This window comes from Kitasatospora sp. NPDC001095 (assembly GCF_053598615.1).
On the sequence record NZ_JBSFKQ010000074.1, the window covers coordinates 13823 to 29724 of the forward strand.

The following is a 15902-nucleotide window of genomic DNA, read 5'->3' on the forward strand; positions in this document are numbered from 1 at the left end:
CGGCCCCGGAGGAACGGGTTGAACGGGCAGAACCGACGAAGAGACCGAACCCGGCCGCATTCCCGGCAGGGACTCCATCGGGTACGACCAGAAGTGATCAGACCCGGTCAGGCGGACGGCCCGCTTTCGGGGGCGGGCCGTCCGTCATCAGGTCAAACGATCTTCGAGCCGACCGATTACGGCCTCGTGCTCGCCGTTCTCCGCGCTCAGCTGGGACGGTTCGCGATCTCCACGTTCTCCAGCACGCCGACCGCGTCCGGCACCAGGATGGCGGCCGAGTAGTAGGCGCTGACCAGGTACGAGATGATCGCCTTCTCGTCGATACCCATGAAGCGGACCGAAAGCGACGGCTGGTACTCGTCCGGGATACCGGTCTGGTGCAGGCCGATGACGCCCTGGTTGTCCTCACCGGTACGGATCACGAGGATCGAGCTCGTGTTCTCCTTGGTGACCGGGATCTTGTTGCACGGCAGGATCGGCACCCCGCGCCAGGCCGGCACCTGCTGTCCGCCGAGGTCGACGTGGGTGGGGTACAGCCCGCGGGCGTTGAACTCCCGGCCGATCGCGGCGATGGTCCGCGGGTGGGCCAGCAGGTAGTCGGGGTCGCGGCGGCGGTTGAGCAGCTCGTCCAGGTCGTCCGGGGTGGGCGGGCCGGAGTGGGTCTGGATGCGCTGGTCGAAGTCGGCGTTGTTGAGCAGGCCGAACTCCGGGTTGTTGACGAGCTCGTGCTCCTGGCGCTCGCGCAGGGCCTCGATCGTCAGCCGCAGCTGGTGCTCGGTCTGGTTCATCGGCTGGTTGTACAGGTCCGCGACGCGGGTGTGGACCTTGAGGACGGTCTGCGCGACGCTCAGCTCGTACTCACGGGGCTTGAGCTCGTAGTCCACGAAGGCGCCGGGCAGCTCGAACTCACCGTGGTGGCCGGCCGACATGGCGATCTCGGCCTCGCCGCGCTCGTTCTGCGCCTGGAGCGGCAGGGCCAGGAAGCCCCGGAGGTGCTCCTGGAGGCTGGGGGCGTTGTCCCGGATGGCGGCGAAGTCCGCCCGGGTCAGCGTCAGGGCGACACCGGCGGTGGCGGTCTTGGCGGTGAACTCCCAGACGGCGTCGGGGTTCAGCAGCGCGTCGTCGCCGAAGCGGTCGCCGTCGCCGGCCACGCCGACCACGGTGTCGTCACCGTACTTGCCGGTGCCGATCTTGTTGACCTTGCCGTGCGCGATCAGGAAGATCTTGTCGGCGGCCTCGCCCTGGGTGGTGAGCACCTCGCCGGGGCCGAAGTCCCGCTGCTGACAACGGTCGGCCAGGGCGGTGAGGACGTCCTCGTCCTCGAATCCGCGCAGCAGCGCCAGCTCGCCCAGCTCGGCCGGAATCACCCGGACCTGGGAACCCGTCTTGATGAACTCCACCACGCCGTTGCCCACGGCGTACGTCAGCCGACGGTTGACGCGGTAGGCGCCACCGGCGGCCTGGACCCAGGGAAGCACCTTGAGCAGCCAGCGGGAGGTGATCTCCTGCATCTGCGGTGCGGACTTGGTCGTGGTGGCAAGGTTCCGGGCAGCGGCCGTCGCAAGGCTCTGCTGCTTGGCCTGCACTGCCTCCGGGCTCGTGTCCACGGTCATCGGCAGGGCTCTCCATTCCTGTGATCGGGTCACGCGTCCAGGGGCGTACGGGCCCGTCCTGGCGCATGGCATGGCGAATCATCAGATCCGCTTATTGGTGGGGGCGTTGGCGAGTTTCGCGAGGTGTGGCCACCGTCTCCCGGCGACTCATCGGGAACCCTAGATCACCAGAGCCCGGCCGGGCCCTCACGAAGGCCGACTACCCCCCGATAGGGTGAATCTCGGCCGGTCCGCCCCCAAGGCCCCACAAACTCCGGGAACATCCGTTCGCCCCAGCGGTCCCCCTGCTGCCAACGGCTTTCCCCCGGCCGGAACCGTGCCGAACGGCCAGGAGGCCGTCGCCCGGCATCAACCCGGCACGCCGTTCCGGCCGCGGAACCCGCGCGGCGCGGCAACGGCCGCGGACGGGCGAGCGGGCCGCCGCGGAAAAGCGAACGACCCGCCAGGGCCGGCACGGGGGAAACCGGCACCTGACGGGTGAACGGGGGTGCGCAGTGGGGGTCCGCACCGGAAATCCCACGCAGCGAGGCCGGTCCGGCGACGTCGGTCCGGCGACGTCGGTCCGGCGACGCCCGCGGCTGTGGCGGAGGTCAGGCGCAGGCGACCTGGGTGCCGGGGACGTTGACGATGCCCGAGTTGTTGGACTCGCCGCCGTTGTACTCGTAGTACAGGTAGGAGTAGAAGTCGATCCGGGTGGCGGGGCCGCAGGCCGAGTCGGGGGCGACGGTGTACGTCACCGTGAAGGCGCTGCTGGCGCCGGGGGCGAGCGGCACGTTGTAACGGGCTATGCCGCCGTGGACGTTGTCACTGCACCCGTTGGTCTGGGTGCCGCAGGCGGTCGTGCTGAACTTGAGACCGGTCTCCAGGCTGGTGGCGTAGGTCTCCTGGATGCTCTGGTAGACGAACTGGATCGGGGTGTCGTACGGGTTGGTCAGCGTCAGGGTGAGCGTGAACGCGCCGCCGCGTACGGTCGTCTGCTTGTCGGAGACGGCCGTGAGCGGCAGCCGGCTGTCGGCCCGGGCGGCGGGGGCGGCGGAGAGGAGCAGTCCGACGACGAGGGCCGGACATGCGGCGAGCGCGGCGCGACTCAGGTGTGTTCTGCGCATGACCAAGGAGCGTAGGCGCCGATTCCGCCAGGGTTGCGCTCCTCTGCCCCGGTCCGTACCGACGCAGGAGCGGCGAGCGGACACCGTGCACCGGCCCGCCCGTGTTCCGACCCCACGGGCCGACCCGGGGGCCTATGCTTCGCCGCCCCTCCCTCGGCCCCGAGCCACGTCCTTCGGTGCTCAGCCCGGTCACGCACTCGGCGGCAGGATGTCGCAGAGCGCGCCGAGCGCCGCCGGGTAGGCGTGGTCCGGCGGCGTGGCGTAGCCGACCACCAGGCCGTCGACGGCGGGCATCGCCCCCTCGCCGACCGCCGGGTGCCGGTAGTCGGCGAGCCCTTCGACGGCCAGGCCCCGGTAGCCGGCGGCCTTGAGCACCGAGCGCTCGGTGCCCGGCTCCAGGCGCAGCACCGCGTGCAGGCCGGCCGCGATGCCGGACACCTCGACGTGCGGGGCGCGGACGGCGAGCGCGGCCACCAGCTGGTCCCGGCGCTCCTGGTAGCGGCGGCGCATCCGGCGCACGTGTCGGTCGTAGCCCCCGGAGTCGATGAACTCGGCGAGGGTCAGCTGGTCGAGGGCGCTGGCCCAGCCCTCGCGTTCCCCCTTGGCGGCGAGCGCCCGGTCCACCAGGTGGTCGGGCAGCACCATCCAGCCGAGCCGCAGCGCAGGGGTCAGGCTCTTGCTGGTGCTGCCGAGGTAGACCACCCGTTCGGGGTCGAGGCCCTGGAGGGAGCCGACCGGCTGGCGGTCGTAGCGGAACTCCCCGTCGTAGTCGTCCTCCAGGAGGAGCCCGCCGCGCCCGCGCGCCCAGTCGACGACGGCGGCGCGGCGGCCCGGCTGGAGCGGGCCGCCGGTGGGGAACTGGTGGGCGGGGGTGAGCAGCGCCGTCCGGACGTCCGGGTGCTGCGCCAAGTCGCCCGTCCTGGCGCCCCGTTCGTCGATCGGCAGCGGGACGGTGGGGACGCCGGCAGCGGCCAGCAGCCCGCGGTGGAAGCCCAGCCCGTACGCCTCGACGGCCAGCGGGCCGTGCTCGGCGGGCGGCAGGACGGGCGCGGCGCCGTCGAAGAGCAGCCGCAGCGCGTGGGCGAAGCCGGAGCAGACCACGATCCGGTCGGGGTCGGTGCGCACGCCCCGGGCGCGGGCGAGGTAGTCGGCGAGCACAGTGCGCAGTTCGCGCCGGCCCTGCGGGTCGCCGGGGCCGAAGGCCTCGTTGGGGGCGGCGGTCAGGGCGCGGCGGGCGGCGGCGAGCCAGGCGGCTCGAGGGAAGGAGGAGGCGTCGGGCCGGCCCTGGCGCAGGTCGTGGATGGGTCCGGGGCGGCGGGAGGGCCGGCGGGCCCGGGTGCGCGGAACTGGTTCGGCGCGTTCGGCGACGGTGGTGCCGGAGCCCTGCCGGGCGGTCAGCCAGCCCTCCGCGACGAGTTCGGCGTAGGCCTCGGCAGCGGTGTTGCGGGCCAGGCCGAGGTCGGCGGCGAGGGTGCGGTAGGGCGGCAGCCGGGTGCCGGGGGCGAGTCTGCCGCTGCGGATCGCCTCGCGCAGGGCCGCCATCAGGGCGGCGCGGCGGCCGCCGGTGGCGGGGAGGTCGAGGTGGAGGTCGTTCCCGGTCGGGTGGGCGGGCTCGGAGGGGTGCGTGCCCCGCGTGTCCGTCATGGTCACGCACCCTACCGGCCGCCTCCCGGCGGCCGCCCCGCCGCCCCGCCACCCCTAAAGGGGGCTACGGCACGACGGTGACCGGCCAGCGGCCGGCCTTCACCAGCCGGACGGCCACCGATCCGATCACCTTGTGCCCGGCCTGCTCGGAGACGCCGACCACCACGGCGTCGGCGCGCAGTTCGTCCGCGAGCTTGGCGAGGCCGGTGTACGGGTCGCCGCGCATGGTCAGGAAGCGCCACTCCACCCTCCACACCTCGCGCACCCGGTGCTCGGCCTCGCGCAGCGCGGCCAGCAGCTCCTCGGCGATCTCCTGGGTGGTCTCCTCCACCACGGCCCCGGCCAGGGCGGTCGCGGCGCCGAGGACCGGCTGGATGTACGCCACCGCGAGGACGGCGCCCTGCCGGCGGGCCAGTCCGGCGGCGTAGGCGGTGGCGCGCCAGGAGGAGTCCGAGCCGTCCAGGCCCGCCAGGATCACGCCGGGGCCGTCGGTGCCCAGCTCGAAGCCCGCGGGCGCGGCCGCGGCCTCGTGGTCCCCGGTCCCGATCGGCGCCCCCGCCGCGGCGGCCCCTCCGGGAGCGGCGCCCGCCGTCCCGCCCGTACCGGCGTCCGTCTCTCCCGCGCCCGCCGTGTCCGCCGCATCGTTCTCGTTGCTCATGGGGGTGAGGCTATGCCCGCCACCGAGGGTGACGGCACCGGGCACTCGGGGTGAGGGCTGTGGCCCGGGCCACCCGGGGGGCCGGCCGCGGCGGCGGAATCGGCACCGGCGGCCGGCCGACCGTCACGCGCTGTCGACCGTGTGGGCGGCCTCACAGCGGCCCCGGGGCGGATCCGGAGTGGCGCGGGCCACTTCGGAGGGCTTTTCGATCTTGAAAATAGTGGCAAATCGGGCGAAATCACCACATTTCCTTGATCCTTACCCTCGGTAACGGGCGTCTGACGTGGCCAAACCTTCGAATCCTTGAAACCGCCCCGACCGCACCCGTAACTTCGAACCCGTTGCACCGAGCGATTCGCTCCGGCCGGGCCGACCGCCCCCGAGCAGAACGGTGCAGGACCACGCGAGTGACGTGTCCCCGAAACCGACGGCCTTCCGAGGGCCTGGTTCCGCGTGCTCGCAGACCCCTCCGAAAGGAACACCATGACCTTCCGTAACGAGACCGCCGCTGCCACCACCACTGCCACCCCGAAGCGCCGCAACCGCGTCCGGATGGCTCTGATGGCCGGGGCGATCACCGCCCTGCCGGTGGCCGGCCTCGTCACGGCTACCAGCGCCTCCGCCGCGCCGGCTTCGGTCTGGGACAAGGTCGCCGCCTGCGAGGCGACCGGCAACTGGGCGATCAACTCCGGCAACGGCTTCTACGGCGGCCTGCAGTTCACCCAGAGCACCTGGGCCGCCTTCGGTGGCACCGCCTACGCCCCGCAGGCCCACCAGGCCACCAAGGACCAGCAGATCGCCATCGGCGAGAAGGTCCTGGCTGCCCAGGGCCCGAACGCCTGGCCGATCTGCTCCGCCAAGGCCGGTCTGGCCAAGTAAGACCCCCTGCGCCGAGACCGCGCGCACCGAGGCCGCCGCACCCCATCCCGGGGTACGGCGGCCTCGTCGTGCCTCCCGACGGCAGCGGACCTCGGCAGGGGTCCGGCGGGGTGCGGGGCGGTCAGTGCTTCATGTAGACGCTGTCCATGAACTCGATGATCTGCTGGTCCGTGAGCCGCTGGCCCTCGCGGTGGCCCATCGCCAGGTCGGCCTCGCTGATCATGCCCACCAGCCGGTCCCCGTCGATCACCGGGATGCGCCTGATCTGGTGCTGCTCCATCTTGCGCAGCACCACCTCCATGCTGTCCTCGGCCCGCACGCAGTGCAGGTGGCCGGCCAGTTCCATGGCCGTCATCTTGGCCGGGTCCTTGCCCTCCGCGATACATCGCAGCACGATGTCGCGGTCGGTGATGATGCCCTTCAGCTTCTGGTCGTCGCCGCAGATCGGCAGCGCACCCACGTTCTTGTCACGCATCATCCGCGAGGCCTCGGCCAGCGTCTGATGGGCGCCGATGCACTGGGCGCCGGTGTGCATGATGTCTCGGGCAGTGGTCACGGGGACTCCTTCGTCGGTGGTTTCCCCCCGCTGGTCCCCCCGCCTCCCCCGGCGGTGCTCCCCGGCTCCCTCCGACGGAGCGGAGGCCGGGTGACCGCGTCCTCACCATAAGCAACCCCGCCCCCGCCCGCGACCCCGGCCCGGCGCCGGGAGGCCGGGACGGCCGGTGCGGCCGCAGAGTGGAAGGCGGAACCACCCGTGCTTCCCGAGGAGTGAGCGAGCCACCGGGCCGGAGGCCCCGGAACCGGCGGAGCGATCGGAGGCGGACCGTGCCGCAGATGACGGTGGACGGGCGCACCCTCGCGCTGTCCCACCTCGACAAGGTCTACTACCCGCGCACCGGCACCCCGAAGGGCGAGGTGCTGCGCTACTACGCCGCCGCGCACACCGCGCTGCTCCCGCACCTGCGCGACCGCCCGGTCTCCTTCCTGCGCTGCCCGGACGGCGTCGAGGCGGAGGTGTTCGTCGCCAAGAACCCGCCGCCCGGCACCCCGGACTGGGTGCGCACGGTCGACGTGCCGAGCACCACCGGTGACCTGCGCCAGGTGGTGCTGGAGAACGGCGCGGCGCTGCTCGCGCTCGCCAACCTGGGCTGCCTGGAACTGCACGTCCCGCAGTGGCACGCGGCCGCGCCGGCCCTCGCCGACCGGCTGGTGCTGGACCTCGACCCCGGCGAGGGCGCGGACGTGCTCACCTGCCGCACGGTGGCGCTGCTGCTGCGCGAGCGGCTCGCGGCGGACGGCCTGGCCGCCTGGGTGAAGACCTCAGGATCCAAGGGCCTGCACCTGCTGGTCCCGATCGAGCCCACGCCGAGCGCCCGGGTCTCCGCGTACGCGAAGGCGCTGGCCGCCGCCCTGGAGGCCGAGCGCCCGGAGCTGGTGGTGCACACCATGGCCAAGGCCCGCCGCCGGGGCCGGGTGCTGGTCGACTGGTCGCAGAACAACGCCAAGAAGACCACCGCCGCGCCGTACACCCTGCGGGCCCGGCCGCTGCCGACCGTCTCCACCCCGCTGGCCTGGGCGGAGCTCGACGCGGCCGTCGACGAGCGGGACCTGGTCTTCACGCTCGCCGAGGTGCCCGGCCGGCTCTCCGCGCACGGCGACCTGCTCGCCCCGCTGCTGGACCCGGGGCGGGCCAGGCCGCTGCCGTCCGCGCCCTCGGCGGCCGGAGCGGAACCGGCCGGTCCGAAGACCGCCGGACGGAGAGCCGCCGGAGCGGAACCGACCGGACCGAAGAGCGCCCGACGGAGAGCCGCCGGAGCGGAACCGACCGGACCGAAGACCGCCCGACGGAGAGCCGCCGCCGAACCGGAACCACCGGCGCGCCAGGTGCTGCACCCGCCTGTCGAGGTGATGCGCCCGGCCGCCGTGACCTCCGTCCCGCCCGCCGACGGCCTGGGCGGCGGAGGCGTGCAGTACGAGCTGAAGCTGGACGGCTTCCGGTGCGTCGCCTTCGCCCGGGGCGAGCGGCCCGCGTACCTCCAGTCCCGCAGCGGCCGCGACCTCGCCCCCGAGTTCCCGCCGATCGCCGCCGCCGTCGCCCGGCTGCCCGAAGGGCTGGTGCTGGACGCCGAGTTGGTCGCCTGGCGCAACGGCCGGTTCGCCTTCGGCGAGTTGCTGCACACCCGCCAGGCCAGGGCCGCCGCCCCCGAGGTGGCGCTCGGTCTGATCGCCTTCGACGTGCTGGCGCTGCCCGGCCGCGACGTCCGCCGGCTGCCGCTCACCGACCGCCGCCGGCTGCTGCTCGCGGCGCTCGCCGACGTCCCGCCGCCGGTCCAGCCGGTCATGGCCACGACGGACCGGGCGGAGGCGCTGGAGTGGATGGAGCGGCTCGCGGACACCGGGGTGGAGGGCCTGGTCTGCAAGGCCGCCGCCGCCCCCTACCGCCCGCGCGGCGCGGGCCGCGTCTGGGTCAAGTACCGCCGCAGCGACACCCTCGACGCCACCGTCCGCGCCGTCACCGGACCGGCCGCCCACCCGCAGGCGCTGGTCCTCCAGCTCGACGACGGCCGGGTGTTCCTGTCCACGCCGCGGCTCACCCCGGTCCAGTCGCGCGAGGTCGCCGAGGTCGTCCGCCCGCTGCTCGGCCCGCCCGCCACCGACCCTGACCACGGCCCGGTCCACCCGCTGACCTCCCCGCTCAGGGCCGAACTCACCCTCACCGGTCGGCCGCCCACCGCCACCTTCGTCCGCCTCCGGGGCGACTGACCACCGGCTCGCCCCCGCCCCCGCTCACTCCCGCCGCTTCGCCGTCACGTGGGCGAACTCCGTCACCAAGGCGTCGTCGAACAGCGGCAGGTCGCCGGGCTTGCGGCTGGTGACGAGCGGGCCGGGGCCGTCGTGGCAGACGTGCACCGGCTCGTCCACCCACTGCGCGCCGGCGTTCACCAGGTCGGTGCGCAGGCTGGGCCAGGAGGTGAGGGTGCGGCCGCGCACGGCGTCGGCCTCGATGAGCGTCCAGGCCGCGTGGCAGATCGCCGCGACCGGCCGGCCGGCGGCGCAGCAGGCGTGGACGAAGGCGACCGCCGGGCGGTCCAGGCGCAGCCGGTCGGGGTTGGCGACGCCGCCGGGGAGGACCAGCCCGTCGTAGTCAGCCGGGTCGGCGTCGGCGACGAGGGCGTCCACGGCAAAGGTGTCGCCTGCGGCTCGGTGCCTGACGGCCTGGACCCGGCCCGCGGCCGTGGACAGCAGCCGCGGGATGCCGCCGGACTCGGCGACCGCCTGCCACGGGTCGGTCAGTTCGACCTGCTCGGCCCCGTACGGCGCGACCAGGAAGGCGATCGTCCGCCCGGTGAGCGTGGTGGAGGGCCAGCCCATGGCGCCTCGCTCAGCGCGGGTGCGGGGCGGTCAGGTCGACGGCCGCGGGCGGGGCGGAACTGAGTCGGGCGCGCGGGCAGTCGAGGTGGACGGTGCGGTCGAGGTGGTCGAGCCGGGCGACCAGTCGGGTCGGGACGAGCACCCGGGTGCCCCGCACCCAGGGCTCGGCGTCGACCAGCAGGTGGTCCCCGGTGTCCTGTTCGACCCGGCCGACCGGGCCGTCGGTGGCACGCACCTCGTACCCGACCAGCGTGAGGTCGGCGGCGGAATGGGAGCCCGGGCGGTACTCCCACAGGTCGGTGGTCATCACGCTCACGCCTCCGGACGGTCCCATGGGCGCCGCTCCCGGCGCTCCCGACGTTCCCCGGCCTCCGCCGGGTCGATCAGTCCGGCGCCGCCGCGGGCCGTGCGCCGCCGGCGCAGCAGCTCGGAGGCGGCGACCGCGGCCGCCACCGTGGCCGCCCAGACCACGCCGAGCGCGACCAGCACCGCGGGGGCGGGTGTCCGTACGCCCACGCCGAGGCAGATCGCCGTCATCACCAGGGCGGTCAGCAGGATCCCCGCCGAGATCCTGCGCCCCACTGCGCGGAGCACGCCCCGGACCCGACCGGGCGGCTTGGCGCCCATCGTGCTCAACTTCCGGTCGAGCCGTGTGTCCTGGCGCAGATCGGACTCGATCTCCTCGAGGAGCCGCCGCTCCCATCCGCTCAACGCGGGTCCGTCCATCTCGGTCACCTCCGACACTTCGGGTGACGTGCTCGCAGCCGGGCGGTTGCCCGATACGAACCGGCGCTAACCGTTCCGGGCACCGCCTGTTCCGGCACCCACGGGCCCGAAGGCCCGGGGGCGCGCCAGCAGGCTGTCGTCCAGGACGCTCAACAGGGCGGCGGCGTCGCGGTGGACCTCGATCGCGCCCGCCGCCCGCAGCTGCGGGCCGGTGTCGCGGCCGGCCGCCAGGGCCACGCACGGTACCCCGCACCGCCGCGCCGCCCGTACCTCGCGCACGCTCCCGGCGACGGCCACGGCGTGCCAGGGCCCGCCGTCCACCAGGTCCAGCGCGGCCCGCACCGGGTCGTCCCCGGGATCGGCCACGGTCAGCGCCGGGGTGCCGGCCGGCCCTGGGCCGGTCAGCACCACCGTCCACCCCCGGGCGGCGCACTCGTGCAGCAACTCGGCACCGCCGGGCAGCGCGGGCTGCCACCAGTCGGTACCGAAGAGGGCCGCCGAGACCACCGTCATGACCACCGCTTCCGTTCGCGGGCGACGCGCCGAACGTTCCCTTCCAGGTTAGGTCGTTCCCCGGCCGAGCGCGCAGCCTGCGCCGGGGCCCGAAAAGGGAGTGGTCACGGATGATCCACAGGCCCCAGGGTGTCGCTCCATCCCATTGGTCCAGTCCAGGAGCCCGTTCCCCGATGTCCTCGCCCGCCCTGTACCGCTCGCCGAGACCCGCCGCCACCGTCTCCACCGTCCTGCTCGCCGTGGCCGGCGCCGCGACGCTCGCCTCGCTAGGCACGGGCTTCCGCCTGTACCTGGAGGCCGGCAAGCTCGCCGACGACGTCGAAGCCGACGGATCCGCGCTGACGGACGCGGCGCAGCTCTACGAGGGCGTCGGCTTCCTCCAGGTGGTGGCCCTGGCCGCCTCCGCGATCGGCTTCCTCGTCTGGTTCTACCGGGTGCGGGTGAACGCCGAGGTCTTCGACCCGCACGGGCACCGGTTCCGGCGCGGCTGGGCGATCGGCGGCTGGTTCACCCCCGTGGTCGCCCTCTGGTTCCCGCGGCAGATCGCGGGCGACATCTGGCAGGCCACCGCCCGGCCGGACGCCTCGGGGATCCGCATGCGGCTCCCGCAGACGCTGCTCACCCTCTGGTGGGCCACCTTCTGGCTCTCCAACGCGGCCGACCGGTTCGGCAACCACTACCTCGGCACGAACGCGGCGCGGTACGCGGACGGCTACCAGGAGGCCGTCGGCTGGCTGCTGATCGCCGACCTGCTGTCGGTGGTGTCCGCGGTCTTCGCCGTCCTGGTCGTCCAGCGGCTGACGGCCATGCAGGAGGAGCGCTTCACCGAGTCCGCCGCCCCGGCGTACGGCGGGGTCCACGGCGGGACGGTCTGGGGCTGATCCCACGTGGCCGAGCGCTCCCGTCGGGGATCCCTCAGTCCGTGAACGGGTCGGAAGCCAGCCGGGCGTGCAGGTGCTCGTCCACGTAGACGCCCCCGCCGTAGGTGTAGGAGCCGCGCAGGGTGCCCTCGTACGGGAAGCCGGCCCGCACCGCGACCCGGCAGGAGTCCTCGTTGGCGACGGCGTGGTACAGCTCGATGCGGCGGACGTCGGCGTGCTCCACCGCCCAGCGGGTGACGGCGGTGGTGGCCCGGCTGGCCAGACCCCGGCCGCGGGCGGCGGCGAGCAGCCAGTAGCCGATCATGGCCACTCCGTCGTCCCGGTTGGTCCACCCCAGGTAGGCGTTGCCGCAGAGGCTGCCGTCGGCGGCGTCGACGATGGCGAAGGGGGCCGCGGTGCCGTCGGCCCAGTGCCGTTCGCAACGGGCGAGGTAGGTCTCGACGACGACCGGGCCGTCGGCGCTGAGCGGGCTCCAGCGGGCGACGGCCGGGTCCGCCGCGGCGGCGGTCAGGGCGGGCCCGATGCCACCGGCCACGTCGAGGTCGGGCCCCCACGGGCGCAGCAGGGCGTCCCCGAGGTCGAGGACGGTGGGGCGGAAGACGCGGCGGTCGGCGGCCGGATCGCTGATGGTCATTCCGTCTTCCTACCCCCACGTCTCCCGGGCCCGCCAGCGAATTTCCCGGCGGCCGGGCGCGCGCGGCGACGGCCGGTCGGTCACCGGGCGCACGCGGCGACGGCCGGTCGGTCACCGGGCGCCGCCGGGCGGGCGGGGCGGGGTCAGATCCGGGCCAGGTAGCCGTTCTCCACCAGCCAGAGCACGTTCAGCTTGGCCGGGCCGCCGGGCAGCAGGGTGCCGTCGAGCTGGTACTGCAGGCCCCAGCCGGGCTGGTTGAACCAGGGCGCGATCGGGCCGGCGTGCACGGTGAAGGCCTTGACCACCTTGTAGTCGTGGTAGTTGCAGGCGGCCGGCGGGTCGCCGTCCAGGCTCTGCGGCGGGAGCGCCCGGTTGGCGTAGGGCAGGCCCTCGGGGGCGAGGTAGGCGCCGTACTCGCTGCCGTAGCGGTCGATGTTCTGGTTCGGGTAGAGCGTGAGGTCGAACTCGATCGGGCTGCCGTCGGGCAGGGTGACGTAGCCGTCGGCCGGCGGGTATGTCCAGCCGCCCTTGCCGCCGTTGCCGGCCGGGTCGTAGTACTCGGCCAGGAAGTCCTGCTCGCCGGCGCCGCCGGTGCGCTGGTAGCCGGCGAGCTGGCGGCCGACCGGTCCGGTGGTCGGGAGGTCGGCGGGGCCGAGGCGGGCGTCGTCGTGGCGGAACGCGGCGGAGCACTGGTCGGAGGGGGTGGCCGTGGGGGCCGCGACGGCGGGGGTGCTCACGGCGGTGAGGGCGGCGGCCGCGGCGAGCGGCGCGACGAGCAGGCGAAGGCGAAGGCGCACGGTGTCTCCGTCGAACGGGTCAGCGGTCGAGAAAGGAGCCACGGAGGGGCGTTGTGCTCACCCTGTGTGGCTGGTTCGACACCAGGCAATCGGATCATCTGATCATTCGTCAACACGATCAGAACAACTGCGCGTTCGACTCCGCGGATTCGGCCGAAGCCGGGACACCGGGACCGCCCGTCCGCGAGGATGGGCGGTCCGGTGCCGCCGGATCACCGCCCCGGGGCGACCTTGCCGAGCAGGTGGAGCAGCCGGTCCAGGGCGTCCTTGGAGTTGGGCTCGGTCAGGTTGACCATCAGCCGGAACGCCACCTTCAACAGCGCCGGGTGGCCGAGCCCGGCGGCTCCGGCCGCGCCGAGCAGCTTCCGCCGGCCCAGCAGGTCGGCGGCCACCCGGCCGAGCGCGAAGTAGCCCGCGTAGGCGGAGCGCAGCGCCTGCGGGTAGGCGCGCAGGGCGAGGTCCCGGCCGCGGTCGGTGCGGCGGGCGAGGGCCTGGACGATGGTCTCGGCGGCGAAGCGGCCGGACTCCATCGCGTAGGCGATGCCCTCGCCGGTGCCAGGGCTGACCGTGCCGCCCGCGTCGCCGATCAGCAGCAGGCCGTCGGCGTAGTGCGGCTGCCGGTTGAGGCCCATCGGCAGGGCGGCGCCGCGGATCGGCTCGGTGACCGCGTCGGGGGTGTAGCCGTACTCCGGGGGCAGGCCGTCGCACCAGCGGCGCAGCAGCTCCCGCCAGTCCACCTCGGTCCCGGCGGTGTCGAGGACGCCGAGGCCGACGTTGGCGGTGCCGTCGCCCAGGCCGAACACCCAGGCGTAGCCGGGCAGCAGACGCCGGGCCGGGTCGTTGGGGTCGCGCAGGTCGAGCCAGGCCTCCAGGTAGCGGTCGTCGTGGCGCGGAGTGGTGAAGTACGTCCGGTAGGCGACGCCCATCGCGCGGTCGGTGCGGCGGTAGCGCCGCATCGCCACCGACAGCCGGGTGGAGTTGCCGTCGGCGGCGACGACGATCGGGGCCCGGTAGGCGGTCGGCCGGCGCTCCTCCCCCAGCTTGGCGGTGACGCCGGTGATCCGGCCGGTCCGCTCGTCCAGCAACGGGCCCGTCACATTGGCGCGTTCGACCACCCAGGCACCGGCCGCGGCGGCCTTGCGGGCGAGCAGTTCGTCGAAGTCGGCGCGGCGCCGGACCAGTCCGTACCCGGGGTAGGCGGAGAGCTCGGGCCAGTCGAACTCCAGCGAGCGGTGCCCGGCGATCAGCCGCAGGCCCCGGTTGTGCAGCCAGCCGGCCTCCTCGGAGACGTCGATGCCGAGGTCGGTCAACTGCTTGACGGCGCGCGGGGTGAGGCCGTCGCCGCAGACCTTCTCGCGCGGGAAGGCGGACTTCTCCAGCAGCAGGACGTCCACTCCGGCCCGGGCGAGGTGGGCGGCGGCGGTGGAGCCGGCCGGCCCGGCGCCGACCACGATGACGTCGGCGCTCTCCGCGGGGGCGTCGGCCCCCTCGCCGTCCCGGGCGGCGTCCTCGCTCCTGTCCTCGCCCCTGACGGCCCCTTCGCCCTCGACGGTCTCCTCGGGCCGGACGGTCTGCTCTGGGCCGGGCATCGCACTCTCCCACGGGTCGGATCGGCTGTTCACACGACGGAGTCCTCGGACTGGGCGGTTCCGGACGGACGATAGAGAACCCCGGCACCCGCCCGCCGCCCCGACACGCAGGCCGCCGCCACGGACCGGTCAATACCGGCCACCGCGGGCTGGCGGGTTCACCCGCCGGACCGGGACCAGGGGTTGACCGTTCGACCGGCTCTGACACCGGTGAAATGATCACAACCAGGTAATCAGATCGTTGTAATGAACTAGTCGGACCAATCGCCGTTAGCGATGCATTTCGGCCAAACCTCCCTTGCGTCACGTTTCCCGCTGCGGGGACTGTTGTGCCCCTCCCGTCGCACGGCACCGGATCCCCGCCGAACGGCGACGGAGACTCTCTCCCACCGCGCGGGCCCGTCCCGGCCCGGCCGTACCCGATGGAACCCTGATGCACCTCCGCTCCACCGCCGCGCGCTCCCTGGTGGCCGTCCCGACCGCCGCCGCACTCCTGCTGCTCGCCCCCGCCGCGCACGCCGCCGCGGGCGGCAAGGGCGGCGCCCCCGGCAACAACGGCACCGTCAAGATCCACGACGCCGCCACCGGACAGGAGGACGTGCGCAACGAGCCCAAGGTCTGCACCTTCTACCTGGACTCCTTCGGCTTCGACGCCAACCAGGACGTGATCTGGGCGATCGCCACCGTCGGCCCCAAGGGCGAGACCCTCGCCGCGTACGGGGACATCCCGGTCGACCCGCACGGGCACGTGCGGACCGAGGACATCCACCTGCCGGACGGCCACTACAAGCTCTACTGGCAGTCGGTCGAGCTGGTGAACGGCCAGCTCCCGGAGAACGCCGAGCTCAACAAGCCCAAGCACAAGGTGTTCAAGGTCGACTGCGGCGGACAGAGCCCGACCCCGACCGGCAAGCCCTCGCCGACCGTGACGCCGACCCCGGTGAAGACGCCGTCGACCGGCCCGACCACCGTGCCCTCGCACAGCCCGTCCGCCCCGGCGACGACGCCCGCCACGACCCCGACCCCGACCACCCCGCCGACCACCCCCTCGGCCACGCCGAGCGCGAGCGCGAGCACGAAGCCCGCCGAGACGCCGACCGCCACCCCGAAGCCGGTGCCGCCGACCGCCACCCCGACCAGCCCGGCGGCCACCACCCCGGCGACCGGAGAGCCCACCGAGGAGCCCACGGCCGCGCCCAGTGGCGCCCCGAGCCCGGCCCCGTCGAGCACGCCGACCGGCACCGTGCCGGTGCACAAGCCGTCCACCGAGACCCCGGTCAACCCGGAGCAGCCGCTGATCAAGCCGGACAAGGTCAGCGTGCCCACCCCGATCCCGGGCGCCACCACGGACGGCAAGAAGCTGGCCACCACCGGCAGCGACGGCACCCTGCTCTACGCGGGGACGTCCAGTAGCTCGGCGAAGCGGGATAGCAGGAAATCCGTGACGGCGGATATGTCTCGCGCTGCGCGCTCTTGGGGCATGGCGACTC

Annotated in this window: 15 protein-coding genes and 2 pseudogenes; 5 read left to right on the forward strand and 12 right to left on the reverse strand. The window is 74.0% G+C overall.

Features of this window, described 5'->3' with window-relative positions; translation table 11 throughout:
- Positions 1–206: 206 nt before the first annotated feature.
- From ACWDBB_RS34280 to ACWDBB_RS34295, 4 genes are all read right to left on the reverse strand, one after another.
- The gene (locus ACWDBB_RS34280) at positions 207–1613 is read right to left on the reverse strand and encodes a family 2B encapsulin nanocompartment shell protein (protein WP_449793319.1); all 1407 of its coding nucleotides are present in this window, start codon (positions 1611–1613) and stop codon (positions 207–209) included.
- A 590-nt stretch (positions 1614–2203) separates the two neighbouring features.
- A complete protein-coding gene (locus ACWDBB_RS34285) occupies positions 2204–2719 on the reverse strand; it encodes a hypothetical protein (RefSeq protein ID WP_449793320.1) in 516 nt (171 codons plus the stop codon).
- Between the two features lie 189 nt (positions 2720–2908).
- On the reverse strand, positions 2909–4363 hold the full coding sequence (pdxR, locus tag ACWDBB_RS34290) for a MocR-like pyridoxine biosynthesis transcription factor PdxR (RefSeq protein ID WP_449793321.1): 1455 nt from the start codon (positions 4361–4363) through the stop codon (positions 2909–2911).
- Positions 4364–4427: 64 nt separating this feature from the next.
- Positions 4428–5021, reverse strand: coding sequence for a universal stress protein (locus ACWDBB_RS34295; RefSeq protein ID WP_449793322.1), 594 nt, complete (start codon positions 5019–5021; stop codon positions 4428–4430).
- Positions 5022–5504: 483 nt separating this feature from the next.
- On the opposite strand from ACWDBB_RS34295, the pseudogene ACWDBB_RS34300 reads away from it, so the two are divergent.
- A pseudogene (locus ACWDBB_RS34300) lies at positions 5505–5897 on the forward strand (transglycosylase family protein); the annotation flags it as partial.
- Between the two features lie 124 nt (positions 5898–6021).
- On the opposite strand, the gene ACWDBB_RS34305 reads toward ACWDBB_RS34300, so the two are convergent.
- Positions 6022–6456, reverse strand: a complete 435-nt coding sequence (locus ACWDBB_RS34305; RefSeq protein ID WP_449793323.1) for a CBS domain-containing protein — start codon at positions 6454–6456, stop codon at positions 6022–6024.
- A 278-nt stretch (positions 6457–6734) separates the two neighbouring features.
- Here ACWDBB_RS34305 and ligD point away from each other — a divergent pair.
- Both ligD and ACWDBB_RS34315 read left to right on the forward strand, forming a co-directional pair.
- Positions 6735–7604: pseudogene (gene ligD / locus ACWDBB_RS34310) on the forward strand (non-homologous end-joining DNA ligase); the annotation flags it as partial.
- Positions 7605–7808: 204 nt separating this feature from the next.
- On the forward strand, positions 7809–8663 hold the full coding sequence (locus ACWDBB_RS34315) for an ATP-dependent DNA ligase (protein WP_449793333.1): 855 nt from the start codon (positions 7809–7811) through the stop codon (positions 8661–8663).
- Between the two features lie 24 nt (positions 8664–8687).
- Here ACWDBB_RS34315 and ACWDBB_RS34320 read toward each other — a convergent pair whose 3' ends face one another.
- From ACWDBB_RS34320 to ACWDBB_RS34335, 4 genes are all read right to left on the reverse strand, one after another.
- Positions 8688–9272: a type 1 glutamine amidotransferase domain-containing protein gene (locus tag ACWDBB_RS34320; protein ID WP_449793324.1), complete on the reverse strand. Its 585-nt coding sequence runs from the start codon at positions 9270–9272 to the stop codon at positions 8688–8690.
- A gap of 10 nt (positions 9273–9282) precedes the next feature.
- A complete protein-coding gene (locus ACWDBB_RS34325) occupies positions 9283–9588 on the reverse strand; it encodes a PRC-barrel domain containing protein (protein ID WP_449793325.1) in 306 nt (101 codons plus the stop codon).
- Complete coding sequence (locus ACWDBB_RS34330; RefSeq protein ID WP_449793326.1) at positions 9585–9998, reverse strand: hypothetical protein; 414 nt, start codon at positions 9996–9998, stop codon at positions 9585–9587. Before ACWDBB_RS34330 ends, ACWDBB_RS34325 begins: the two co-directional genes overlap by 4 nt.
- 66 nt (positions 9999–10064) lie before the next feature.
- Positions 10065–10511 (reverse strand): hypothetical protein, encoded by a 447-nt coding sequence (locus ACWDBB_RS34335; RefSeq protein ID WP_449793327.1) that lies wholly within the window; start codon positions 10509–10511, stop codon positions 10065–10067.
- A 173-nt stretch (positions 10512–10684) separates the two neighbouring features.
- Between ACWDBB_RS34335 and ACWDBB_RS34340 the strand changes: the two genes are divergently transcribed.
- Positions 10685–11392: a DUF4328 domain-containing protein gene (locus ACWDBB_RS34340; protein WP_449793328.1), complete on the forward strand. Its 708-nt coding sequence runs from the start codon at positions 10685–10687 to the stop codon at positions 11390–11392.
- Positions 11393–11426: 34 nt separating this feature from the next.
- On the opposite strand, the gene ACWDBB_RS34345 is transcribed toward ACWDBB_RS34340, so the two are convergent.
- From ACWDBB_RS34345 to ACWDBB_RS34355, 3 genes are all read right to left on the reverse strand, one after another.
- A complete protein-coding gene (locus tag ACWDBB_RS34345) occupies positions 11427–12026 on the reverse strand; it encodes a GNAT family N-acetyltransferase (RefSeq protein WP_449793329.1) in 600 nt (199 codons plus the stop codon).
- A 143-nt stretch (positions 12027–12169) separates the two neighbouring features.
- Positions 12170–12823 carry a TNT domain-containing protein gene (locus ACWDBB_RS34350; protein WP_449793330.1) on the reverse strand — a complete coding sequence of 218 codons (654 nt, stop codon included), beginning with the start codon at positions 12821–12823 and terminating at the stop codon, positions 12170–12172.
- 212 nt (positions 12824–13035) lie between these two features.
- Positions 13036–14412, reverse strand: coding sequence for a geranylgeranyl reductase family protein (locus ACWDBB_RS34355; protein WP_449793331.1), 1377 nt, complete (start codon positions 14410–14412; stop codon positions 13036–13038).
- Between the two features lie 433 nt (positions 14413–14845).
- On the opposite strand from ACWDBB_RS34355, the gene ACWDBB_RS34360 reads away from it, so the two are divergent.
- A partial coding sequence (locus ACWDBB_RS34360; protein WP_449793332.1) for a hypothetical protein occupies positions 14846–15902 on the forward strand: 1057 nt, incomplete at its 3' end.

Bases quoted from the DNA above. Each gene is read 5' to 3' on its own strand.
- ACWDBB_RS34355 (WP_449793331.1), bottom strand. From the start codon at position 14,412: ATGCCCGGCCCAGAGCAGACCGTCCGGCCCGAGGAGACCGTCGAGGGC.
- ACWDBB_RS34280 (WP_449793319.1), bottom strand. From the start codon at position 1,613: ATGACCGTGGACACGAGCCCGGAGGCAGTGCAGGCCAAGCAGCAGAGC.
- pdxR (WP_449793321.1), bottom strand. From the start codon at position 4,363: ATGACGGACACGCGGGGCACGCACCCCTCCGAGCCCGCCCACCCGACC.
- ACWDBB_RS34315 (WP_449793333.1), top strand. From the start codon at position 7,809: ATGCGCCCGGCCGCCGTGACCTCCGTCCCGCCCGCCGACGGCCTGGGC.
- ACWDBB_RS34335 (WP_449793327.1), bottom strand. From the start codon at position 10,511: ATGACGGTGGTCTCGGCGGCCCTCTTCGGTACCGACTGGTGGCAGCCC.
- ACWDBB_RS34345 (WP_449793329.1), bottom strand. From the start codon at position 12,026: ATGACCATCAGCGATCCGGCCGCCGACCGCCGCGTCTTCCGCCCCACC.
- ACWDBB_RS34295 (WP_449793322.1), bottom strand. From the start codon at position 5,021: ATGAGCAACGAGAACGATGCGGCGGACACGGCGGGCGCGGGAGAGACG.
- ACWDBB_RS34340 (WP_449793328.1), top strand. From the start codon at position 10,685: ATGTCCTCGCCCGCCCTGTACCGCTCGCCGAGACCCGCCGCCACCGTC.
- ACWDBB_RS34285 (WP_449793320.1), bottom strand. From the start codon at position 2,719: ATGCGCAGAACACACCTGAGTCGCGCCGCGCTCGCCGCATGTCCGGCC.
- ACWDBB_RS34330 (WP_449793326.1), bottom strand. From the start codon at position 9,998: ATGGACGGACCCGCGTTGAGCGGATGGGAGCGGCGGCTCCTCGAGGAG.
- ACWDBB_RS34320 (WP_449793324.1), bottom strand. From the start codon at position 9,272: ATGGGCTGGCCCTCCACCACGCTCACCGGGCGGACGATCGCCTTCCTG.